This is a genomic window from Phyllobacterium myrsinacearum, assembly GCF_002980555.1.
In the GTDB taxonomy this organism is placed as follows: domain Bacteria; phylum Pseudomonadota; class Alphaproteobacteria; order Rhizobiales; family Rhizobiaceae; genus Phyllobacterium; species Phyllobacterium myrsinacearum.
The window spans coordinates 87,658-111,005 of sequence record NZ_PVBT01000010.1 but is presented as its reverse complement, the minus strand read 5'-3'; the positions used below and the strand labels follow the sequence as shown (position 1 = coordinate 111,005).

The 23,348-nt window shown below is 59.9% G+C and carries 20 protein-coding genes and 1 riboswitch; of the genes, 15 read left to right on the top strand and 5 right to left on the bottom strand.

The genetic code is table 11. The annotated features are described in order from the left end of the window. Nucleotides 1-3: 3 nt before the first annotated feature. Nucleotides 4-1,383 carry a cytochrome P450 gene (locus C5750_RS25055; RefSeq protein WP_105737956.1) on the bottom strand — a complete coding sequence of 460 codons (1,380 nt, stop codon included), beginning with the start codon at nucleotides 1,381-1,383 and terminating at the stop codon, nucleotides 4-6. Between the two features lie 281 nt (nucleotides 1,384-1,664). On the opposite strand from C5750_RS25055, the gene C5750_RS25050 reads away from it, so the two are divergent. From C5750_RS25050 to gyrB, 3 genes are all read left to right on the top strand, one after another. Continuing rightward, nucleotides 1,665-3,485 (top strand): S10 family serine carboxypeptidase-like protein, encoded by a 1,821-nt coding sequence (locus tag C5750_RS25050; protein ID WP_105737954.1) that lies wholly within the window; start codon nucleotides 1,665-1,667, stop codon nucleotides 3,483-3,485. After that, the gene (locus C5750_RS25045; RefSeq protein ID WP_130502074.1) at nucleotides 3,478-3,906 is read left to right on the top strand and encodes an EF-hand domain-containing protein; all 429 of its coding nucleotides are present in this window, start codon (nucleotides 3,478-3,480) and stop codon (nucleotides 3,904-3,906) included. Before C5750_RS25050 ends, C5750_RS25045 begins: the two co-directional genes overlap by 8 nt. A 271-nt stretch (nucleotides 3,907-4,177) precedes the next feature. Continuing rightward, nucleotides 4,178-6,619 carry a DNA topoisomerase (ATP-hydrolyzing) subunit B gene (gyrB, locus tag C5750_RS25040; RefSeq protein WP_105737950.1) on the top strand — a complete coding sequence of 814 codons (2,442 nt, stop codon included), beginning with the start codon at nucleotides 4,178-4,180 and terminating at the stop codon, nucleotides 6,617-6,619. A 33-nt stretch (nucleotides 6,620-6,652) separates the two neighbouring features. Here the strand turns inward: gyrB and C5750_RS25035 are convergent, their stop codons facing one another. Further along, on the bottom strand, nucleotides 6,653-7,018 hold the full coding sequence (locus C5750_RS25035; RefSeq protein ID WP_105737948.1) for an HVO_A0114 family putative DNA-binding protein: 366 nt from the start codon (nucleotides 7,016-7,018) through the stop codon (nucleotides 6,653-6,655). After that, nucleotides 7,015-7,302 carry a toxin-antitoxin system TumE family protein gene (locus C5750_RS25030; protein ID WP_105737946.1) on the bottom strand — a complete coding sequence of 96 codons (288 nt, stop codon included), beginning with the start codon at nucleotides 7,300-7,302 and terminating at the stop codon, nucleotides 7,015-7,017. Before C5750_RS25030 ends, C5750_RS25035 begins: the two co-directional genes overlap by 4 nt. Before the next feature lie 256 nt (nucleotides 7,303-7,558). On the opposite strand from C5750_RS25030, the gene C5750_RS25025 reads away from it, so the two are divergent. From C5750_RS25025 to thiD, 11 genes are all read left to right on the top strand, one after another. Beyond that, nucleotides 7,559-8,614, top strand: coding sequence for a dipeptidase (locus C5750_RS25025; protein ID WP_105737944.1), 1,056 nt, complete (start codon nucleotides 7,559-7,561; stop codon nucleotides 8,612-8,614). Between the two features lie 28 nt (nucleotides 8,615-8,642). Beyond that, on the top strand, nucleotides 8,643-10,253 hold the full coding sequence (locus tag C5750_RS25020) for an ABC transporter substrate-binding protein (RefSeq protein WP_105737942.1): 1,611 nt from the start codon (nucleotides 8,643-8,645) through the stop codon (nucleotides 10,251-10,253). Nucleotides 10,254-10,280: 27 nt separating this feature from the next. After that, a complete protein-coding gene (locus C5750_RS25015) occupies nucleotides 10,281-11,348 on the top strand; it encodes an ABC transporter permease (RefSeq protein ID WP_105737940.1) in 1,068 nt (355 codons plus the stop codon). Beyond that, the gene (gene nikC, locus C5750_RS25010) at nucleotides 11,345-12,280 is read left to right on the top strand and encodes a nickel transporter permease (protein WP_105737938.1); all 936 of its coding nucleotides are present in this window, start codon (nucleotides 11,345-11,347) and stop codon (nucleotides 12,278-12,280) included. Before C5750_RS25015 ends, nikC begins: the two co-directional genes overlap by 4 nt. Continuing rightward, on the top strand, nucleotides 12,277-13,110 hold the full coding sequence (locus tag C5750_RS25005) for an ABC transporter ATP-binding protein (protein ID WP_105737936.1): 834 nt from the start codon (nucleotides 12,277-12,279) through the stop codon (nucleotides 13,108-13,110). Before nikC ends, C5750_RS25005 begins: the two co-directional genes overlap by 4 nt. Then, complete coding sequence (locus tag C5750_RS25000; protein ID WP_105737934.1) at nucleotides 13,107-13,880, top strand: ABC transporter ATP-binding protein; 774 nt, start codon at nucleotides 13,107-13,109, stop codon at nucleotides 13,878-13,880. Before C5750_RS25005 ends, C5750_RS25000 begins: the two co-directional genes overlap by 4 nt. Before the next feature lie 125 nt (nucleotides 13,881-14,005). Beyond that, the gene (locus C5750_RS24995) at nucleotides 14,006-14,953 is read left to right on the top strand and encodes a TadE/TadG family type IV pilus assembly protein (RefSeq protein ID WP_105737932.1); all 948 of its coding nucleotides are present in this window, start codon (nucleotides 14,006-14,008) and stop codon (nucleotides 14,951-14,953) included. A gap of 56 nt (nucleotides 14,954-15,009) precedes the next feature. Then, a riboswitch (TPP riboswitch) is annotated at nucleotides 15,010-15,112 on the top strand. Nucleotides 15,113-15,223: 111 nt separating this feature from the next. Then, nucleotides 15,224-15,967 (top strand): ABC transporter permease, encoded by a 744-nt coding sequence (locus C5750_RS24990; RefSeq protein ID WP_245421248.1) that lies wholly within the window; start codon nucleotides 15,224-15,226, stop codon nucleotides 15,965-15,967. A gap of 38 nt (nucleotides 15,968-16,005) precedes the next feature. Then, nucleotides 16,006-16,959: an ABC transporter substrate-binding protein gene (locus tag C5750_RS24985; RefSeq protein WP_105737930.1), complete on the top strand. Its 954-nt coding sequence runs from the start codon at nucleotides 16,006-16,008 to the stop codon at nucleotides 16,957-16,959. A gap of 25 nt (nucleotides 16,960-16,984) precedes the next feature. Beyond that, nucleotides 16,985-17,647, top strand: coding sequence for a thiamine phosphate synthase (gene thiE / locus C5750_RS24980; RefSeq protein WP_105737928.1), 663 nt, complete (start codon nucleotides 16,985-16,987; stop codon nucleotides 17,645-17,647). Beyond that, nucleotides 17,644-18,444 carry a bifunctional hydroxymethylpyrimidine kinase/phosphomethylpyrimidine kinase gene (gene thiD, locus C5750_RS24975; RefSeq protein ID WP_105737926.1) on the top strand — a complete coding sequence of 267 codons (801 nt, stop codon included), beginning with the start codon at nucleotides 17,644-17,646 and terminating at the stop codon, nucleotides 18,442-18,444. Before thiE ends, thiD begins: the two co-directional genes overlap by 4 nt. Here thiD and C5750_RS24970 read toward each other — a convergent pair. Together C5750_RS24970 and C5750_RS24965 are read right to left on the bottom strand one after the other, a co-directional pair. Beyond that, entirely contained in the window at nucleotides 18,386-21,226 is a 2,841-nt protein-coding gene (locus tag C5750_RS24970; RefSeq protein ID WP_105737924.1) for a DUF2339 domain-containing protein, read from the bottom strand. The genes thiD and C5750_RS24970 overlap by 59 nt on opposite strands. A gap of 72 nt (nucleotides 21,227-21,298) precedes the next feature. Continuing rightward, nucleotides 21,299-22,105, bottom strand: a complete 807-nt coding sequence (locus C5750_RS24965) for a lytic transglycosylase domain-containing protein (protein ID WP_105737922.1) — start codon at nucleotides 22,103-22,105, stop codon at nucleotides 21,299-21,301. A 434-nt stretch (nucleotides 22,106-22,539) separates the two neighbouring features. Here C5750_RS24965 and C5750_RS24955 point away from each other — a divergent pair, with 434 nt between their 5' ends. Then, nucleotides 22,540-23,343 carry a D-alanyl-D-alanine carboxypeptidase family protein gene (locus C5750_RS24955; protein WP_245432930.1) on the top strand — a complete coding sequence of 268 codons (804 nt, stop codon included), beginning with the start codon at nucleotides 22,540-22,542 and terminating at the stop codon, nucleotides 23,341-23,343. Nucleotides 23,344-23,348 lie beyond the last annotated feature (5 nt).

Here is a 23,348-nt window from a genome sequence, read left to right as displayed (position 1 = left end):
TCCCTACCGCCTTGCCGAAACCGCCATGGGCAGTCCGCCATCGGGTTGCGTCGTGAGTTTCTGCACCGGCCATGGCTTTGCGGTGCCCACCGTATCGAAACGGTAGCGGTGCAGCAGCGTTGCCAGCGCGATGATGGCCTCCTGCAGCGCAAAGCTGGCACCGATGCACACGCGCGGCCCGGCGCCGAACGGCAGGTACTGAAAGCGGTCGATCTTGTCGCGGTTTTCCGGATGGAAGCGCGAGGGCACGAAGGCTTCAGGATTGTCCCAGTAGAGGCGATGGCGATGCACCGTCCACGGCATGACCAGAATGGCGGACCCCTTGGGAATATGCAGATCCTTGTACTGGTCGTCTTCCACCGGTTCGCGATTGATCGACGGCGCTGGCGGGTAGAGCCGCATGGCCTCCTCGAAGGCGGCCCGCGTCAAGGGCAGGGCGTTCAGCCAGTCATGCGGCGCCGGCAGCGGGTCCTGCTGCATGAAGGCGTCGATTTCCTGCTCGATCAGATCGCGTTCCCATGGCGCCTGCGCCAGCAGATAGAACGTCCAGCCCAGCGCGCGTGCCGTGGTTTCGTGCCCGGCACCAATGAAGGTGATGATATTGTCTTCGATCTCGGCGCGCGACAGTCCGTCCGGCCCTTCCGCGCGCAGCAGCAATGTCAGGAAATCGTTGGGAACGGCATCGCCATCCCGGTCCATGCGCGCCTTGCGCAGGACGATCGTCTCGGCAACGATCTTGCGGAAGAAGGCCAGTGCCCTGCGGCCGCGGATCTGGGTGAAGCGCGGCAGCCAGCCCGGCGCGCCGAGGAGGTCCAGCGGATCGACCCGCCCCATTGTCTCGAACAGGCGGTCGACTTCATGAGCGAATTCATCGGGTTCGCCGGCAATTTCGCCGGAAAACAGGGTTTCCGCCAGAATATCGTAGGTGAGCATCGTCATGTCGCGGGACACGTCGATGGTGCCTGCCACGCTTTCATAGCGTTCGGCAAAGCTTTCCGTGGTCCGCTTCATCGCTGCGGCAAAACCGTTGATGTGGCGCGGGGTGAACACCGGGGCCATCGCCCTGCGCGAGCGTTTCCAGGTCTCGCCTTCGGCCGTCAGCAGTCCGTCGCGCAGGATCGGGCGCAGGATGCGCTGGCGCACCGCCGCCATCTTGTAATTCCTGGCGTTGTCGACGAGGACATGGCGGATCAGGCCGGGATCATTGGCGATGATCGTGTGCTGGAAGGCCCAGTCGATGGATACCCATGGTTCATTGTAGGACGGCTCTCCCCACAATTCGAGCGGATTGCGGTAAATGGTGCGGATCAGTTCGATCGTACCAACCGGGCCCGTGCGCGGCACCGGTGCGGGGGGAATGAATGCGGTTCTGACAGTGTCCATATGGCAGCCTCCAGACCCGGAATGTGGGGATGGTGTTTCCCGATGTCCACCCATTCAACCCTGATTCCTGCAATGCCCCGGCATTTCGCCGGTTTGCCGTTGGCCTATCGACCAATGGCTAATTGACGAGGGATGGCCGGGCGGGGTGTACTCATCCCATAGGCTGCCATTTTTGTGAGTCAGTCGAAACGGCCGGCCGAAAACCAGATATGCTTTCAATTTTTATCTCATTATATCAATAGTTTAAGTATTTTATCGATTTATATTGTGAGGTTGTGACCATGGCTTTTCGCCTGTATTGGCTCCTGCTGGCGGTGTTTCTCGCGTCCTGCAGTGGCGGTTCCGATTCCGGAAAATCCGATTCAACCGCCTCGTCAGGAACTTTTACCACCCCGGCGCCCAAGCCTGTACAGCCGGTGCCCGGGAGTGCCGTCTTTGCCTATGGGCTCCACGATGCGGTGGACCGCCTGGCCGTGAGCGAAACGCCTTCCAGCAAGGCACAGACGATCAACCTCAAGGGGAACGTCATTCCGTTCACCGCAACCGCCGGTCATATGATCGCCTATGACTGGGAAAGTGCCCCACCGAAGCCAGCTGATCTGGCTGGGCTCGATGCGCAAGCCGCCATTTTCTATACGGCCTATACGCGTGATGACCTGCCGCGCGAAACCCGCCCGGTTACCTTCGTTTTCAATGGCGGGCCGGGCGGCGCATCTGCAGTTCTGGATCTCGATTTCCTTGGGCCGAAGAAAGCCGATCCGGTGTCGCCGGAACTGAGGCTGCTCGATAATCCTGATACGCTGCTCGACAAAACCGATCTTGTGTTTGTCGATCCGGTTGGCACGGGCTATTCCACAGCGATCCGGCCGCATGAAAATGCGGATTTCTGGGGCGTCGACAGCGATGCTGAAGTCCTGCGTGATTTCATTACCCGTTACGTCAACCTCACCGGCCGGCAAAGCTCGCCGAAATATATTTACGGTGTATCCTATGGCGGTCTGCGTGCGCCCATCATCGGGCGCCGGCTCATCGAAAGTGGCAGCCGCGACTATATGGCTGGCCCGGATGGCAAACCGGCCAATATCCTTGCCGGACTGATCCTGAACTCGCCCATGCTGGACATTAAAACAGACTGCAGCCGATCCAACTTCTCCTGCGGGGGAGCGCTGCCCACCTACGCCATGGTTGCTGCCTATCACGGCAAACCCGCAGGACGTCAGGGTCTGACGGCCGAGGACCTGACAACGGCCGATCCAGCATCTGTGGCCCCAAAGATTGCGAGATTCCTGTCGGATGTCCGCGCATTTGCCACCACTTTCAACAGTCTGTATCGGGCCGTATTCCCGGGTGTTTCGCAAGCGGCCTCTGACCGAATCAACTGGGACGCTTACCTCAAGGCACCCAACTGGTCCGTTTCGGACGCAGGTCAACCCAATGCTGAAGATTTCCTCAATAGGCTCTACACGCTTACCGGCATAGGCAAACCGTACCAGAAAGGGGATATGCCCAAGGACAATCCCTGGATCGAAACCCCCAATCTCAATTCATTGCAATTCCTTGAAAGGTTTGATCCGGCGCAGGGTAAGCTTTTCATCAATGACGGACGGAAGTTTTTGCCCAGGCAGACAATCGATCCGATGTTGGACCGGACTGATATTTATTACGATTTCATAAAGACCTATCAGGCCAGTTTCATGAATTACAAGCCGACGTCGGAGTATCTGGGTCTCAACGGCCGCATCATCGACAACTGGAATTACTTGCCTGATCCAAGGCTGCCTGGTGCCGAACGCAGGTTCGCAACCAGTCTTCCGGATATGGCGTTTGCCTTGACCTTGAACCCCAGCCTGAAAGTTCTCATCCAGCACGGCTATTACGACCTCAACACCGTGTTTCATCAAACGGAACTGAACATAACGCGCGCTGGCTTGGCGGTGAAGGTGCCGGTCAAAACCTATGAGGGCGGTCACGGCATCCTGCCCGGCAAGACCCGTTCCTATGAACATGTCATGCAGGATCTCGATGCATTCTATGCACAGCCCCAGACGAACATGATTGCCGCGTTGAATGCGCCGCTCGCAGGAGGGGATAGCCATGAATAAATGTGCTTTGTGGATCACCGCGGTCTTGCTCGCCGTCAGCGCTCAAGCGCCGGCTTCCCATGCCGGGGATTCCATCAATCTGACCCGGCCGGATCCGGACATGCGGACGCGCATGCTGCGCGCCATTCCTTCGCATGACCAGCCGGGACGGGAACGTCCCGAGCCGATCACGCCGGAGGGCGTAGGCAGCGCTGTCGACCGGCGTATCCGCTCTCTGTTCGACCGGGCTGCTGACCCTGCCACGCAGCGCGTCACCGTCGCTTCGGCGGAAAAAGCCGGTGTTGGCTATTTTGCCGATCATTTCAGGGAAATCGATCGCGACGAAAGCGGCAGTCTCGACTTTGCCGAGGTCAAGGCGTTTTTCGGCGCCCAGTCTCCCATTGCACAGCCGGAATCGGCGGGAATTCAGATGATCAGGTAGCGCACACGGTCACCTTTCAGGTCAGACCATAGCGTCCGGATCAAATTGCGGGAAAAGGTTGGCCCTGCTCACGCCTGATCTGCGCCATACCGCAGGGTTCAGGCACAGATTTCCGTGTCAATCAGGCGTTTTTTGGCCATGATCCGTGGATAGCCTATAGGCTAAGAATTGGAAAAATGTACATTAACCACTATATCTAGGTCTGTAGCCGGGCATGATTCGCCCGGGTCCTTCACGCCAGTTCACGGCGCCAAGAAAAGATTGAATTTATATGAGTGATACACCTGAGATGACGACCGGAACCTCACCGGAATATGGTGCAGATTCTATCAAGGTTCTCAAGGGGTTGGATGCTGTCCGCAAGCGCCCGGGTATGTATATCGGCGATACGGACGACGGCTCCGGCTTGCACCACATGGTCTATGAAGTCGTCGACAACGCCATTGACGAGGCGCTTGCCGGTCATGCGACCCGCGTCACCGTCACGCTCAATCCCGATGGTTCCTGCACCGTCACCGACAACGGGCGCGGGATTCCCACGGATATGCACGAGGAAGGCGTCTCCGCGGCCGAGGTCATCATGACCCAGCTGCACGCCGGCGGTAAGTTCGATCAGAACTCCTACAAGGTGTCAGGCGGTCTGCATGGCGTGGGTGTTTCCGTGGTCAACGCCCTGTCTGTCTGGCTGCGTCTCAAGATTCGCCGCCAGGGCAAAATCCATGAAATGAGTTTCACCCATGGCGTTGCCGATGCTCCGCTGCGGGAAATCGGTGATTCCAATGGCGAGACCGGCACGGAAGTGTCGTTCCTGCCATCGACCGAAACATTCACCATGGTCGAGTTCGATTTCAAGACGCTGGAACATCGTCTGCGCGAGCTCGCGTTTCTGAACTCGGGTGTCCGCATCCTTCTGGCTGACCGCCGCCACGCCGATCCCGTCGAGCTTGAGCTGTTTTACGAAGGCGGGTTGACCGCCTACGTCAAATATCTCGATCGCACCAAAAAGGAACTGGTCAGCGAACCGATTTACATTCGCGGCGAACGCGATGACACCACGGTGGAAGTCGCCATGTGGTGGAATGACAGCTATCACGAAAATGTTCTGTGCTTCACCAACAACATTCCGCAGCGCGATGGCGGGACGCATCTGGCCGGTTTCCGTGGTGCGCTGACGCGCCAGATGACCGGCTATGCCGAAAACACCGGGCAGGCGAAGAAGGCAAAGGTATCGCTGACCGGCGACGATTGCCGCGAAGGTCTGACGGCCGTTCTCTCGGTCAAGGTACCGGACCCGAAATTCTCGTCGCAGACCAAGGACAAGCTCGTTTCATCGGAAGTGCGCGCTGTTGTCGAAAGTCTCGTCAACGAAGCCTTGTCGAGCTGGCTGGAAGAGCATCCCGCCGAAGGCAAGGTTCTGGTGGAAAAGGTCATCCAGGCCGCCTCCGCCCGTGAGGCCGCGCGCAAGGCGCGTGACATCACCCGCAAGAATTCGCTGAGCATCAGCTCGCTGCCCGGCAAGCTTGCCGATTGCCAGGAACGCGATCCGGCCAAGTCGGAAATCTTCATCGTCGAGGGCGATTCCGCCGGTGGTTCGGCCAAGGGCGGGCGCTCGCGCCAGAACCAGGCCATCCTGCCGCTGCGCGGCAAGATCCTGAATGTCGAGCGCGTCAAGCTGGACCGCATGCTCTCCTCCGACCAGATCGGCACGCTGATCCTGGCGCTGGGAACCAGCATCGGCAAGGACGAGTTCAACCCGGACAAGCTGCGGTACCACAAGATCATCATCATGACCGACGCCGACGTCGACGGGGCGCATATTCGCACGCTGCTGCTGACGTTCTTCTTCCGCCAGATGCCGGAACTGATCGAGCGTGGCCATATCTATATCGCGCAGCCGCCGCTTTATAAGGTGTCGCGCGGCAAGTCCTCGCAATATATCAAGAATGAAGCCGCCTTTGAGGAGTTCCTGATTGATTCCGGCCTTGAAGAAGCATCGCTGGAACTGACCGGCGGCGAAGTGCGGGCCGGCACCGATTTGCGGTCTGTCATCAACGATGCCCTGGCCGTCCGTCATCTCCTGCTGGGCCTCAACACGCGCTATGACCGCGCTGTCGTCGAGCAGGCGACTATCGCCGGAGCGCTCAATCCGGAAGCCATTTCCGATACGCCGCGCGCTGAGCTTTTGGTGAAGGAAGTCGCTGCCCGCCTCGACCTGATTGCCGAAGAGACGGAAAAGGGCTGGACCGGCCGGCTCGCAACCCCGGATGACGGTGTTGATGGTTATGTCCTGGAACGTTCGCTGCGCGGCGTGAAGGAAACCGTGACGCTCGATATGGCCTTGATCGGTTCGGCCGATGCGCGCCAGCTCGACCGCTATTCCCCGCGCCTGCAGGAAGTCTACGGCAAGCCGCCTGTCCTGCGCCGCAAGGAAAAGTCCGAATCCCTGGCCGGGCCGATTGCCCTGCTTGAGGCGGTCTTTGCCACGGGACGCAAGGGCCTGTCGCTGCAGCGTTACAAGGGACTGGGCGAAATGAACGCCGATCAATTGTGGGAAACCACGCTTGATCCCAATGCGCGTTCGCTGCTGCAGGTCAAGGTCAATGACGCCACGGATGCCGACAGCCTGTTTTCAAGGCTGATGGGCGATGATGTGGAGCCGCGCCGCGAGTTCATTCAGGACAATGCGCTGAGCGTTGCCAATCTGGACGTTTGATCCCGGACATAATCCCGGCTGCGGGCGTTGCCGTCAGGCTACCGCCCGCAGATCGAAATCGGCGTGAATGATGTCGAACGGCACGCAAACCTTTGCATCCTCGGTACGTTCGACAAGACCCCAATGGATCAAGGCCGTTACATCGTCATGAACCCGCTTCACATCGCGCTGGAGCGAGCGGGCAAGACCGCGAATGCTGGACGGGCCAATCTTTTGCAAATGCTCGATCAGTTCCCAACGTTTGGGCGTGATGATTGAAAACAGCTGGGCCGGGGAACTGAAGGTGAATGTCGCAACCGGATCGGCGCTCCCCTTGTTCCAGGTATTGGTAAATTCCTCGGCAGCATCACGCATGACGGCTTTCGTATCGCTGCATATCTGGATCGCTGCCCGTCTCATTTGGCTATTCTCCTGTCAATTTCCGAATAAAAATCGGCGATCAACGTCTCGACGGAGATGAAGCGATACGGATATTCCCGCCCATCGAGATGGCAGTGATCGCCTTTTCCTCTCTCATTGTCATATCCGACAATCCGCCGGCCCCAGAAGAGCCTGTATTTGTAAGGGTGCACGCTTCCTTTGACCGGTATGGGAACGAACCAGATGATCATCTCCATGATGGAGCCTTCGGGGAATATGCTCTTGTGCCGGTAGATCAGTTTGGCGCCGATATTGTCAATCATGCCAACGCTCCGGCGATATTTCACCTTCGTATGGGTAGCAAGTTTGGCAATCCGCAGCCACGATCCACAGGTTGCAATCCATCCACACAGGTGGCTCGGCACAAATGGGGTTGCTATTATACTTTTGTACAATTCCTATCTTGCCTGTTCCTCCGTGACATGATCTTTTGTCGAAGAAGAAGCGCGCGGCACCGGACGTTGATGAAACGATTTATCGGTGGGTGTGCCTTGTCGGGTAACCTGAGTGGGAATTGAAATGCAGCCTGTCTTTGATGGTCACAACGATGTGCTTTACCGGTTGTGGAAACATTCAAAAGACGGCGCCGACCCGGTTCGCGAATTCATCGAAGGCACCACATCGGGCCACATCGACAAAAGTCGTGCGCTGAAGGGCGGACTTATTGGCGGCCTGTGCGCCATCTATGTTCCGTCAGGCGATCTTGCCTTCAAGGCGCCCGACGCCAAGGGGCATTATTTTACCCCGCTCGCTGCGCCGCTTGAACGGGCACCATCCCTCGACATCTCCTTGGAAATGGCGTCGATTGCGCTGCGTCTGGAACAGGCGGGCGGATGGAAACTGTGCTGTTCCACCGCCGATATCGAGGAGTCGATGGCCAGGGACCTGTTCGCCGCGGTTCTGCACATCGAGGGCTGCGAGGCGATCGGGCCGGATCTGGCGGCACTTGAGGTTTTCTATGCGGCAGGGCTGCGCTCGCTCGGACCAGTCTGGAGCCGCAACAATGTTTTCGGCCACGGCGTTCCCTTCGCCTATCCCGCCGACCCGGATACCGGTCCTGGCCTGACGGCTGCGGGCGGGGATCTGGTCAGGGCATGCGACCGGCTCGGCATTCTCGTGGATCTCGCCCATATCACCGAAAAGGGTTTCTGGGATGTCGCGCGGATCAGCGATCAGCCGCTGGTTGCCAGCCATTCCAATGTTCATGCGCTCACGCCGGTCGCGCGCAATCTGACCGACAAGCAGTTCGATGCCATTCGCGAGCGCAAGGGGCTGGTTGGCCTCAACTATGCGGTTGCGATGCTGCGTCCGGACGCCCGCGAGAATGCCGACACGCCGCTCAGCGATATGGTCCGCCACATCGACTATATGGTCAATCGCATGGGAATTGACTGCGTGGCCCTTGGCTCGGATTTCGATGGTGCTAAAATCCCCAGCGAAATCACTGACGCGGCAGGCAATCAGGCGCTTGTCAAAGCGCTGGAAGATGCTGGATATTCAAACGAGGATCTTGCAAAGATTTGCTACGGAAACTGGATGCGCGTCCTGCGGTCCGCCTGGCATGAAACGAACTGAAACAATACAAAAAACAGGGGTGACTACTATGTTGATCAACCAGTTAAATGCAAAGTTCCGGCTGCTTGTCGGAAGTGCGGCGCTCTCCGCGCTCGTGATATCCGGTGTGCCCGCATGGGCGGGAACGCCAGCCGATACGCTGGTCGAAGCCTTCGCCATCGATGACGTGATTACGCTTGATCCGGGCGAAGCCTTCGAGCTCACCATGGGCGAGATCAACGGCAATACCTATGACAAACTGGTGCGCCTCGACATCAATGACCCCTCGAAGATCATTCCGGACGTTGCCGAGAGCTGGACGGTTTCCGACGATGGCCTGACCTATACGTTCAAGCTGAAGCCGGGCCTGAAATTTGCCTCCGGCAATCCGCTGACGGCCGATGATGTCGCCTATTCGTTCGAGCGCGCCATCAAGATCGACAAGAGCCCAGCCTTCATCCTCACCCAGTTCGGCCTGAAGCCGGACAATGTCACGGAAAAGGCCAAGGCGACCGACCCGAACACCTTCGTCTTCACCGTCGACCAGCCCTATGCGCCGAGCTTCGTGCTCAACTGCCTGACATCGACGGTTGCATCCGTCGTCGACAAGAAACTGGTCTCGCAGCATGTGGTCGACAATGACTACGGCAATGCCTGGATGAAGACCAATTATGCCGGTTCCGGCCCGATGAAGATCCGCGACTGGCGCGCCAACGAAATCCTGGTTCTGGAGCGCAACGACAATTACTACGGCACCAAGGCACCGCTCAACCGCGTGATCTACCGCCATGTCAAGGAAAGCGCCACGCAGCGTCTGCTCCTGGAAAAGGGCGATATTGACGTCGCCCGCAATCTGGAGCCCAACGATCTCGAACAGGTGGTCAAGAACAGCGACATCAAGACGACCAGCGCAGCCAAGGGCACGATCTATTATTTCAGCCTCAACCAGAAGAACGCCAACCTGGCCAAGCCAGAAGTGCGCGAAGCGCTGAAATACCTCGTCGATTATGACGCCATCGGCGAGAAGCTGATCAAGGGCATCGGCGAAATCCACCAGACCTTCCTGCCGAAGGGCATCCTGGGCGAGCTGGACGAAAAGCCCTATTCCCTCAACGTGGCCAAGGCCAAGGAACTTCTGGCCAAGGCGGGCCTGAAGGACGGCTTCTCGGTGACCATGGATGTGCGCAACGGCCAGCCGGTCACCGGTATTGCCGAATCCGTGCAGCAGACCTTTGCCCAGGGCGGCGTGAAGCTGGAGATCATCCCCGGCGACGGCAAGCAGACGCTGACCAAGTACCGCGCCCGCACCCACGATATCTATATCGGTCAGTGGGGCGTGGATTACTGGGATCCGAACTCCAATGCGGAAACCTTCACCAGCAATCCGGATAATGCCGATACCGGCACCAACAAGACACTCGCATGGCGCAATGCCTGGGATGTGCCGGATCTGACCAAGGAAACCAAGTCGGCCCTGCTGGAGCGCGACACGGCCAAGCGCGCCCAGACCTATCAGGATCTGCAGAAGAAGGTTCTGGCAACCAGCCCGTTCGTACTCCTGTTCCAGCAGACGGAAGTTGCCGGTATCCGCTCGAATCTCAAGGGTTTCAAGCTCGGACCATCTTTCGATACCAACTACGTTTTCACCGTATCGAAATGATCAGGGCAAGCGCCCAAGGCTGAAATTATGACGACCACAGAAACACAACTGGAGGCCAGGCGTTCAGGCGCCTGGGCCTCCAGCCTTGCCATTGCTATTGGCCGCTTCGTGCTGATCGGCGCGATCACGTTCCTCGGCCTTCTCGCCGTGACCTTCTTTATCGGACGGGTCATTCCCATCGATCCCGCCCTGGCGATCGTCGGCGACCGTGCCCCTGCCCATGTGGTTGAGCGCGTACGCGAGGAATATGGCCTGAACCTGCCGCTCTATGAGCAGTTTTTCATCTATGTGAAAGGCGCGTTGCAGGGCAATTTCGGCAGTTCGGTTTTGACCTCCAATCCGGTCATGACCGATATTCGCCGGGTGTTTCCGGCCACCATGGAGCTTGCCACGTTCGGCACGCTCATCGGCACCCTTTTTGGTGTACCGCTTGGGGTCCTTGCCGCCGTCAAACGCGGCAGCCTGATCGACCAGATCGTGCGTCTTATCGGCCTTATTGGCTATTCCATGCCAATCTTCTGGCTCGGATTGCTGGCGTTGCTGGTCTTTTACGCCAAGCTTGGCTGGACTTCGGGGCCGGGCCGCATCGACGTCATCTATGAATACACCTTTACCCCCATCACCGGCTTTTATCTGCTTGATGCGGTGCTGCAGGGCAATTGGGATGCCTTCTGGAACATCTTCTCGTTCATTATCCTGCCCGCGTCGCTGCTTGGTTATTTCTCGCTTGCCTATATCAGCCGCATGACCCGCAGTTTCATGCTCAATGAACTGGAGCAGGAATATATCGTTGCTGCCCGTGCCAAGGGCCTGTCGGAAACCCGCATCATCTGGGCCCATGCCCTGCGCAACGCCGCCGTGCCACTGGTGACGGTCATTGCCCTGTCCTATGCCAATTTGCTCGAAGGTTCAGTCCTGACCGAAACCGTCTTCTCGTGGCCGGGGCTTGGCCTCTACATCACCAATTCCCTGCAGAATGCCGACATGAACGCTGTGCTTGGCGGCACCATCATCATTGGCGCGGTGTTCATTGCCATCAATCTCCTGTCTGATCTTCTGTATCAGGCGCTTGACCCACGGACGCGCGCACGATGAGCCAGACGATCCATACACCGCCTCCACCCTTGTCACGCCGCGAGTGGCTGATGAGTGACCGTCCGCAATCGCGCCTGCAGGCAAGGCTTGGCCGCGCCTATCTGGTGTGGGGGCGCTTCGCCAGCAACCGGCTGGCGCTTGCCGGCCTTGCCATTATCGTCGCCCTGCTGGTGGTTGCAGCATTGGCCAATGTTCTTGCACCACATTCACCCGTTATCGGCGACCTGCGCAATGCGCGCCTGTTGCCACCCGGTGGTGATTATTGGCTCGGCACCGATGATCAGGGCCGCGATATTCTCTCACGCCTGATCTATGGCTCGCGCCTCACGCTCTATGTCGTGATCCTCGTAGCGATCATCGCAGCGCCCATTGGCCTGATCGTCGGCACCGCTGCGGGTTATGCGGGAGGCTGGGTCGATTCCATCCTCATGCGCCTCACCGATATTTTTCTGGCCTTCCCAAAGCTTATTCTTGCACTTGCGCTCGTCGCAGCCCTGGGGCCTGGCATCGAAAATGCGGTCTTTGCCATCGCGGTGACGTCCTGGCCACCCTATGCGCGTATCGCGCGGGCCGAAACACTGACGATTCGCAATTCCGACTATATTGCCGCCGTCCGCCTGATGGGGGCCTCGCCGGTCCGCATCGTCCTGCGGCACATCATGCCACTCTGCCTGTCCTCGCTGATTGTCCGTGTGACGTTGGATATGGCCGGTATTATCCTGATTGCCGCGGGTCTTGGCTTTCTTGGTCTCGGCGCTCAGCCGCCATTGCCGGAATGGGGGGCGATGATTGCGTCGGGCCGCCGTTTCATCATGGATCAGTGGTGGGTTGCCGCAGCACCGGGCTTTGCCATCCTGATTGTCAGCCTTGGCTTCAATCTGTTGGGCGATGGCCTGCGCGATGCGCTTGATCCGCGAGGCAACAACCAATGAGCACGCTTTTGACGGTCAAGGACCTGCGGGTCCAGTTTCCGACGCGGACAGGGGTGGTCGATGCCGTGCGCGGCGTATCGTTCACGCTCGGCCGCGAACGTCTCGGCATTGTCGGCGAATCCGGTTCGGGCAAGTCCCAGACCGGGCGTGCCATCATGGGGCTGACGCCGCCGCATGCGAAAATCACCGCCGAGACGCTGAATTTTGACGGGATCGATCTTCTGCATGTTTCGGCTGCCGAACGGCGGTCGCTGCGCGGCAACCGTATCGCCATGATTTTGCAGGACCCGAAATATTCGCTCAATCCGGTCATGAGCATCGGGCGGCAGATTGTCGAAACGCTGCGCACCCATGAAAAGGTCAGCAAATCCGAGGCGCGCAAGCGCGCGCTCGACATGCTGGCCGCCGTGCAGATCCGTGACCCCGAGCGCGTCTTCGATCTGCATCCGCACGAGGTATCGGGCGGCATGGGACAGCGTGCCATGATTGCCATGATGCTGGTCACCGGCCCGGAACTCTTGATCGCCGATGAACCGACATCGGCACTCGACGTGACCGTCCAGCTGGATGTTCTCGCCATTCTCGACAATCTGGTGCGGGACCGCGGCATGGGGTTGATCTTCATTTCGCACGATCTGCGGCTGGTCTCGTCGTTCTGCGACCGGGTCATCGTCATGTATGCCGGCCGGATCGTCGAGGAGATCGCCGCCAAGGATCTGCACAATGCCAAACATCCCTATACGCAGGGGCTTCTGAACTGTATGCCGAAAATTGGTGCCGATACCCATCCTCTGCCTGTTCTCGACCGCAAGCCGGAGTGGGCAGCATGACAACATCTCCCGTCAAAGCGCTTGTCGTCGACAAGCTTGAAGTCACGTTCGATCGCTTCCGCGCCTTGCGGGGCGTCAGCCTCGACGTGATGCCGGGTGAATCCTTCGGGCTCGTCGGTGAGTCCGGCTCCGGCAAATCGACTTTGCTGCGGGCCGTTGCCGGGCTTGCGCCGACCAGCGGCGGTTCGATCAGCGTGAACGGCAAGCGGCTGGACGGGAAGCGCACCAAGGCGTTCTACCGTGAAGTGCAGATGGTGTTCCAGGACCCCTATGGCTCGCTGCATCCGCGCCAGACCGTCGACCGGCTGCTGCTCGAACCATTGGCAGTCCACGGATTTGCCGACATCGAAAAGCGCATTCTGCGCGCGCTCGATGAGGTGGGGCTCGGCTCCAGCTTCCGCTTCCGTTATTCGCATCAGCTGTCCGGCGGCCAGCGCCAGCGTGTCGCCATCGCCCGGGCATTGATCCTGGAACCGTCGATCCTGCTGCTTGACGAACCGACATCGGCGCTCGATGCCTCCGTGCAGGCCGAAGTGTTGAACCTGCTGGAACAGATACGCCGCGACCGCAAGCTGACCTTCCTGATGGTCAGCCACGATCTGGCGGTGGTCACCCACATGTGCGACCGGCTGATGGTCATGCAGAATGGCGCCGAGGTGGAACGCCTTTCCGCCGCGGATCTTGCCGCCCGCAAGGTGACACAGGCCTATACGCGCAATCTGCTCGTCGCCAGCGAGGGATTCGTGCGGCCGGGCACGCCTGCCGCCTAAGCCGTGCTTTATGGGATTTTTACCATGGCGCACGACTTATCGCAGATTGAGACAATCTGAACGATTTTGCTAAGCAGGCATTTACGGCATGGCCTTCATGGTCCGCTCAACAACCGGAGCGGGCTATGAGAAACTTCAAACAATTCCTGAAAGACAAGCGTGGCGCCACGGCAATGACGTTCGGTCTGCTGCTGGTCCCGCTTCTGGGCATAACCGGTCTTGCCGTTGATTATACGATGGCCTCAAATGAAAGAGCCAATCTGCAGAATGCTGCGGATTCGGCGGCACTAGCCGGTGCCTCCATCTTCACTGGCGGCAATGCACAGGCTGCCGAAGACAGGGCGCGGGCCTTTTTGCGGGCCAATCTTGGCGACAAGGCCAGCGCGGTTAGTATCAATTTCAGCGCAAAGGATCAGAAAGTCACTGTTGATCTGGGAGGGCAGACGAACACTGCATTTATGCATTTGCTGAACCAGAATAAAGTTCAGATTGGCGTTACCTCCTCTGCCTTTGCGCCGCTCAAACCAAGCAGCGCATCGATCACCGTTGGTGATGTCTATGGCTGGTATTTCAAACGTGTGACCATTGTCGGGGTGCGGAATGGTACGGAAAAAGCATTGGGAACGGTTGTCTACAATCCTTATGATCATAAGGGAGCGAACGGGCGCGGCACAGGTAGTACCGTTCCAACTAAAAGTCAGATGACAACAATCAATCTCGATGGATATGACGGTCTTTATCTGAAAATGGACGTCAAAAATGACGGATGTGCTCTTGGCTATAGAAACCCGAACGTAAACGACAGATATGTGAAATGTGTCGTTGATAACAGCCAGGTGAATTATGATTTGACGTTGAAAACCAACAACGACAAGCAGGCACAGTATCTGTTTGTTGATGGAAAACAGCTGCCCGCCAACCAGATACCAAAAATCCTTGATATTCTCAGCTGCACCGGCACCCATCAGCATGCTTGGGAAGATGGTGGTGGTTGGGATCAGCAGGACTTTTTCTATACTGTTGTCACTACCTGCAAAGCTGTCGATGGCGAGAATGTCCGATTGACCAACTAATGCCGGCAATCCTCAAGCGGCGCGATTGACTTTGCGCCCCCGCCGCTCCATCATGACTTCATTCCGAGGGGGGCACTGTACAGTGCTGAGATAGCGTCGAGCTGGACCCTTGAACCTGATCCGGGTTATGCCGGCGTAGGAACGGGAATTGAGCATTCTTCACGCACTCTGCCTTGTCTTCGCACATATCCGGATCTCCACACGTTTGATGGAGTCCTGCAGATGCCGTTTTCGCTGAACCGCCAATCATCCCGTTTGTGACGGCCCGTCATGCGCATGCTTGTCCGCATCGCCGGTGCCCTGCTGGCCGTGCTCGCGTGCTGGCAGCTTGTGGTCTGGGCGCTGCAGCCGCCGCGCTTCATCCTGCCCGGTCCCGGCTCGGTCATTGCCGCCCTCGCCGAACAGCACCATTATCTTCTGACCAACGCCGCCATCACCTTGCTGGAGATCGTGCTCGGGCTGTTCTTTGGCGTCATGGCCGGTATTCTCGTTGCGCTTCTGGTGGCCGGCCTGCCGGGCTTTGGCCAGATCGTCTGGCCGCTTCTGCTGGTCCTGCAGGCGCTCCCGGTCTTCGCCATTGCGCCGCTTCTGGTTCTCTGGTTCGGCTTCGGCCTCGCATCGAAGGTTGTCATGGCCAGCCTGGTCATCTTCTTCCCCGTCGCCTCGTCCTTTGCCGATGCGCTGCGCCGGACCAGTCAGGACCTGCTGGATGCCGCGGCCCTGACGCAGGCAACGCCGCTGGCCACGCTGTTCCTCATCCGCGTGCCCAGCGCCTTGCCCGGTCTCGGTTCAGGCCTGCGTGTCGCGGCGGTCTTTGCCCCCATTGGCGCGGTGATCGGCGAATGGGTCGGTGCCTCGCGCGGACTGGGCTTTGTCATGCTGCAGGCCAATGCCCGCATGCAGGCCGATACGCTGTTTGCCGCCCTCATCATCCTCGCCGTTCTGACCATCGTTCTGCGTTTTCTCGTTGATGCCTTCGCTGCACGTCTCACGCCGTGGGTACAGGCATCATGACCACCCCGTTTTCCCGTCCCGTTGATAAAGGAATATCCATGTTTCGCCGCCGCGCGTTTACCCCCGCCATCATCCTCCTGGCCGCCTTGTCGCTCCTCGCATCCCCAGCCGCCGCCGCAGACAAGCTGTCCGTCCTATTGGAATGGTTCGTCAATCCCGACCATGCGCCGCTGGTCGTCGCCCGTGAAAAGGGCTTCTTCAGCGCAGCGGGACTGGACGTGGATCTGATCCCGCCGGCCGATCCGGCCGCGCCGCCGCGCCTTGTTGCAGCCAGGCAGGCGGATGTCGCCATAGGCTACCAGCCCAACCTTTATCTCAGCCATGATGAAGGCCTGCCGCTGGTGCGCTTCGGTACTCTGGTGGAAACACCGCTCAACACGGTGACGGTCCTCGCCGATGGTCCGATCAAGAGCCTGAAGGACCTGAAGGGCAAGAAAGTCGGGTTTTCCGTGGCTGGTTTTGAAGATGCCATGCTTGGCGCCATGCTGAAATCCGAAGGCCTGAAGGCTGGGGATGTCGAGCTGATCAATGTCAACTTCGCCCTGTCGGCATCGCTGATCGCAAATCAGGTGGACGCTACCGTGGGCGGCTATCGCAATTTCGAGCTGACACAGATGGCGCAGGAAGGCCACAAGGGAACGGCATTCTTTCCCGAGGAGCATGGTGTTCCCGTCTATGACGAGCTGATCTTCCTGACGCATCCCGACCTGGCGAAAGACGACCGTTTGAAACGTTTCATCGGCGCCGTGGAAAAGGGGGCGATCTACCTGACCAACCATCCCGATGAGTCCTGGTCGCTGTTCATCAAGGCCTATCCCGATCTCGACAATGCGCTCAACCGGCAGGCCTGGACCGATACATTGCCGCGTTTTGCCAAGCGTCCCGCCGCCCTCGACCGCAGCCGCTACGAGCGGCTCGGCGTGTTCATGCACGAGGCGGGGCTGATCAAATCCGTCCCCAAGGTGGATGACCTTGCCGTTGAACTGCAGTGAAACGATTTATTCGGAGAAAAAGACCATGCCAAAAGTAGATTTCCGCCTGAACGCCATTGTCGACGTCGATGCCATCGGCGGTGACGCCGATCTGGGTGCGCTGGCTTTGCAGGCTGCGCGCGGCGGCGCGACGATCATCCAGTATCGCGACAAGAATTCGCCGACGCGCATGATGGTGGAGCGCGCCCGTGCCATCCATGCGGCCCTGACGGGAACAGGCATTCCCCTGCTCGTGAATGACCGCATCGATGTGGCGCTGGTGGCGGGGGTCGAGGGGGTGCATGTGGGGCGCGAGGACATGCTGGTCGCCGATGCCCGCACGCTGCTCGGTCCCGATGCGATCATCGGCCTGACGGTGAAGAATGAGGCCGATGCGCAGGCCGCCATAAGCTCTGCCATCGACTATGCCTGCGTGGGCGGCCTGTTCGAAACCCCTGCCAAACACAATCCCGACGGTCCGATCGGCTTTGACGGTTTTGCCCGGCTGGCGGCCATGATCCGCGCCGCAAAGCCCGATCTGCCGGTTGGTGCCATCGCGGGCATTGATCTCGTCCGGGTCGCCCCGGCTATTCGGGCGGGCGCCGACGGGGTTGCGGTGATTTCGGCGATCTTCCGTCAGGCCGATCCGCGTGCCGCCGCACAGGTGCTTCGCGATGCCGTCGACGAGGCATTGAGGGCAACCGCATGACCGCGATTGCCTTGACCATTGCCGGTTCCGACAGCGGCGGTGGTGCCGGTATCCAGGCCGATATCAAGACGTTCTCGGCGCTCGGTGTCTATGGCACGAGTGTGCTGACCGCGATCACTGCACAGAACACGCTGGGCGTTACGGCCATCGAGAACCTGAGCCCTGGCATCATCCGCGCCCAGATCGATGCCGTTCTCTCGGATATCGCCGTTGGAGCGATCAAGATCGGCATGGTGTCCACGGTCGAAACCATCGGCACTATTGCGGAGGCCTTGATCCGCTGGCAGCGCCAGGCGGTCGTTGACCCGGTGATGGTGGCAACGTCGGGCGATCCGCTTCTGCAGCCGGAGGCGGTGGAGGCGCTGCGCGCGCAGCTCCTGCCGCTGGCCAGCGTGCTCACGCCCAACTTGCCGGAAGCAGCATTGCTGACCGGCACGAGCGTGGCGGAAACCGAACGGGAGATGGCAATGCAGGCGGAGATGTTGCTGAAGCTTGGCCCGGCGGCGGTGCTGATCAAGGGCGGTCACGGGCATACAAGCCTTAGTACCGACCTTTTGTTCGACGGCACGTCCGTCACGCGCTTTGACGGGCCGCGGCTTGCCACCACCCATGACCACGGCACCGGCTGCACCCTGGCAGCGGCGATTGCCGGCGGGCTGGCCAAGGGCCTTGATCTGCAGACGGCGATTGGCGAGGCAAAGGAGTATCTGACGGCAGCCATGGCCGCTGCCGACGGGCTCAATGTGGGTCGGGGGCGCGGCCCGGTGCACCATTTTCATCGCTGGTGGGCGGCGTAGCCGCCGCCCCTGTATTGAGAATGCGCTGGTAGAACATGCCGACGCCAACCAGCGACAGACCCAATCCGATGAAGGAGAGGGCTCGCAGGATGCCTTCAAGGTTCGACATGTCGAGCAGGAAGACCTTGGCGATGACAAGGAACACGATCGGAGCCGAGATCAGGCGCAACGGCCTGTTCTGCCGCCATGCGCCCAATCCGAAGAGGCCAAGGCCGAACAGCAGCCAGACGGCCGAGTAGGTGAACATTTCCATCGAGTCCACACCCTTCCACAGATGAATGCTGCTGCCCCAGAAGAACACCCGGATGGTGAGCGTCACCCACGTAAACAGCATGAGGCCGGACAGGATCGCCAGGGCCATGGCGTAGTGCCGCGGACGATTGGCCTGCGCCATGACCAGCGGCAGGCCGAACAGCTTTATCTGCGGTTCGCCGAAGGCATTGAGCGCGACGAGTGCCGCCAGCAGGCCCGGCAGCAGGTAGCCCATGAACAGGCTGTTGAAGATCAGGCCATCGCCAACCGAGCCGTCAAACAGCGGATTGAGGAAAATGAAATGCTGCGTCACGGCCACCAGGATGCCGATATAGCCGACAATGAGCGCGGCGGTGCGGTAAAGCCAGTCCTGGCCGCCCCGGCTCAGCATCATCAGCGACAATGATCCGCCGAGCGCGATAAGTGTATAGAGCGATTGCTCGTTCAACGTCACGTCGCCGCCGCTGTCGAGCGTGCCGCCATTCATCCAGTGGCGGACGAGGATATTGACGAGCACGAAGCCCGCCAGGACGGCAAGGGCCTGGGCAAGCCGGTAGGCGGTGTCCCTGATCCCTTTCGCCAGCACGATCTGCGCAACAGCCATTGCGGCGAAGAAGCCGCCGTAATTGAGCAGGAGCTGGTTGAAGAACGGTGTGGCCGACAGACGGTCGCTGCCGACGATCGTCGGATCGAAGAGGATATGCCCGAGGATAACCACGGCAAACACTGCCGGAGCAAAGCGCAGCACCGGCGCAGGGCGGGTCCGGGTGGCAAAGGCATAGACAACCGCCAGGACACAGGCAGCCAGAACGCGCCATTGCGGGTCGAACACCACGAAAAGCGCAAGGACGGCAAAGCCGATGGATGCGGCGTCAAACAACCAGGCCGGGGATGCCGGCTTCACATCATCCTTCCACAGGCGCGTCAGCCATGTCGCGGCGCCAAAACCGGCGATGGCGAGCCCGATGGTGAGTATTTCTTCGGTCGCAGCCGGCGTGTTGCCGAAGATGGCGAGCATCATGGTGATCATCACGAGGGGAACGGCGGTTCCGAGCGCCGCGTAGGCGAGACCGCGCATGATATCCGGCAGGCGGGCAAAGACGGTTGCGGCGAGAACGCCGATGGCGGTGAAGGCAAGCGCGGTGACAATGGCGAAGCTGCGATATTTCGCCGGATCGTAGAGCGACAATCCCGAACTGCCGAAGCTTTCGTCCAGCAGTTGATGCATGTCCACGCGCGTCAGCGGCACCAGCGCAATGAAGGCGGCCGGAACCAGGAAGGGCAGGGCCCGGCGTACCAGCAGCGGCGCCAATGCCGATACCGCAATGATGAGTACCGCCAGAACCAGATAGCGCGACGACGCCAGCCCGAAAAGATCGTGTGAGACGTAGCCAAGACCGAGAAAAACCGCGCCGGCGGCACCCGCTATGGTGATGGGGTCGTACCAGGGCTCTCCGGTGCGGTCGAACAGGGTGTAGTTCACCGGCTTGAGATGGCTAAGGACGGAAAGAGCCAGCAGGCTGGCTGTGAGGAGGCCAAGCGCGCCGCCATTCGGCATGGGGTCGAACCCGGTATAGGCCGCGCCCCAGAGCGCTGCGAGAACGATTGCCGCACCCCCGATCAGCGGCCACGCCTTTGCCCGGGCGAGGACAACGGCCACGACGGTTACAACCGACAGATAGGTCATGAAGCTGTAGGGCGCCGGTGCCTGCGCATTGACCAGGGCCGGTGTCAGGTAGGAGCCGATAAGGCCGAGGCCGGCAATCCACGGACCGTGTTTGATGGCAAGGGCGAGGGTGGCGAGGCCAACGGCGCCCAGGGCAAGGAACGCGGTCGAACTGCCGATGAAGCCATAGATGCCGTGGGTGGCATAGACGACGGCAAAGAGGGCCGCTGATCCCGCAGCGGTGAGAACGCCGGGAATATAATCCGGGCCAGCGACGGACAGGCCAAGCGGCTTTTCCTTGCGGCGCAGATATTCACCCGCGCCCAGAAGCAGCAGGCCGAAAATCGCGCCAAGGCAGAGCCGGATGCCGGGGCCGAGCAGTTCGTTTTCGATGGAGTACTGGACGACGAAGATGCCGCCAAGGAACAGCGCCACGCCGCCGATCCACACGGGCCAGTTGCGGCCAAGCGACCGCTCGAAATCACCGTAGGATTTCTTTGGCCGCGCTGGTGGTGTGGATGGTGCAGGGGTAGCGCGGACGGTGACAGGCATTGCCGAAGGCTTGCCCGACATGATTTCCGCCACTTTTTTTGGGTCCAGCCGTGCTGATGCCGCCATGGCCGGTGCCGGTGTTCCCACAGGCTCGGCCGGGGGGACTGCGCGTGCCGGTGCCTCCGCCAGGGGCTCATCGGCCCGGAAACGGCGAATCGGTTTTACGGTTTCGCCGGCAACCGGTGCCGGTTGCGTGCCTTCCGCAATCTGCCGCCGCAATTCCTCGACCTGCTTGCGCAGCGCGGTTGCTTGCTGACGCGCTGTGGCCGCTACAACCAGTGCGATGATCGACAGAATGACGGAAAAAACCATGCGTGTGCTCCAGATTGAGCACACAACGCCATGAATCGGCTCATTATTCAACTAGGCGTTGTTAGATGGGGTCTATAACCCGTAGGGGCGATCCGCCGGAATGGCGATAAAGCCGGGACGCACAGGCGCCGGGTCGGGCTGATAGGCCACCGTCTGCACGGTGGCGGCGGGCTGGTTCACCGCAGGCACCGGTGCCATGGGCAGCGAAGCGATCTGGGTGGACTGCACGGGCGTGGTTCCGCCCTTCAGGCCGGTTTCATCCAGCATGCCCTTGCGCTTGGCCTGGTAGTAATAGCCGCTGGCATAGAGGCGAACGGCGCGGTCAAAATTCCGGTCGGCAACCTTGTAGGCACCAGCCAGGTATTTCACGCCATATTTAAGGTTGGTTTCCGCATCGAGCAGATCCTTCGGGGTGCCGTTGTGGCCCATGGCGCGCGCCGTGGACGGCAGAATTTGCATCAGGCCCCAATACTTGCCGTTGCGGGCTTCCGGGCGGCCGCGACTTTCACGGTGGACGACGCGGCGCACCAGCGCTTCCGGCACAGCATAGGCAGCCGAGTATTGTGAAATCAGATTGTCGACACGGGGCCCGTAAGTCTCAGTCTTTGCCGGTGCGGCAGCCTTGGGGGCCTCGGTGACGGCAACCTGTGCCGTGGCATTGGTGGTTGCGAGCGCCGCCGGATTGGCGGCGGGGCCGGCATAGGCCATCTGCACAGGCGCACCGGTCACGGTCAGTGCGGTGGTACGCGGCGCGGCCGCAGGGACAGGAATCGACGCTGTGCTGGTCGGCAATGTCGGGTTAGCCGTGGCGCAGGCTGCCAGGGTCAACACCAGACCGAGACAAGCCAGCGGGCGCAGCAATCGAATGTTTGAAACCATTGTCCACCAGTTCTGAGCGACCGTTTACGGCCTGTTAATCTCTTCTCATAACCTGTTCGGCGGCTTCCCTGGCAATCACTTTCCGCAACAGTCTGTAACAAATGCCGTCTCCACAGGCCTGCAGGGCGGTTATCGGACCTCTTTCAGCCATGCGCGGCCACCCGCCGGTGCGCCTGATCACGCCCATTGCGCGCAGCGTCAAGGTCCTCCTGACGGCTTGATCACCCGGCGACCATTTGCCGTCACGCTGTCGCTTGGTCTGGCGGCGGAAATCCGCTAACAGGATGGCCGAGCAGCGGATTATTAACAATGATGCGCTAAAGACCTCACATCGATATCTCTGGAAATCAGACCGCCAAATGAACGTGCCGCGTGTTTTTCACCCTCTGTCGCTGATGTCAAAATGTGTGGCATTGTTTGTTCTGGTTGTTGGCATGGCGAGCGGTTGCACTACCACGTCGGCGCTGCAGCCGGTTGCAACCACCGTGCCCGCTTCCATCACGGAAAAATCTGCTTCGATCGTCGTCGATGGCAGCACCGGTGCCGTGCTGTACCAGGCCAGCGCCGACCTTCCGCGCATACCGGCCTCGCTGACCAAGATGATGACGCTGTACCTGACATTCGAAGCGCTGGAATCCGGCCGTCTCACCAAGAATACCGTCATTCCCGTTTCCGCCCACGCGGCGTCGCAGGCGCCGAGCAAGCTCGGCTTCAAGCCGGGTCAGTCCATCGATGTGGATACGGCGATCAAGGCAATCGTGGTCAAGTCGGCCAATGATGTCGCCGTTGCGCTTGCGGAAGCCATTGGCGGCTCCGAACCGCAGTTTGCCGCATTGATGACAGCCAAGGCCCGGCAGCTTGGCATGAAGGGCACAACATTCAACAATGCCTCGGGCCTGCCCGATCCGCTGCAGGTCACCACCGCCCGCGATATGGCGCTGCTCGGCATGGCACTGCGCAGGCATTTCCCGCAGCAATATTATTATTTTTCACTGCATGAGTTCATGTTCAACGGGAAACTCGTTGAAGGCCACAACCGCGTCCTGGCGAAGCTCAATGGCGCCGACGGCATCAAGACGGGCTATGTGCGCGCCTCCGGCTTCAATATCGTCACATCGGTCAACGACAACGGACGCAAGCTCGTTGCGGTGGTGATGGGGGGCGACACGGCAAAAGCGCGCGACCAGCAGGTCGTCGATCTGGTTCACAGCTATCTGTCCATGGCCGCCTCGCGCTGATCCGC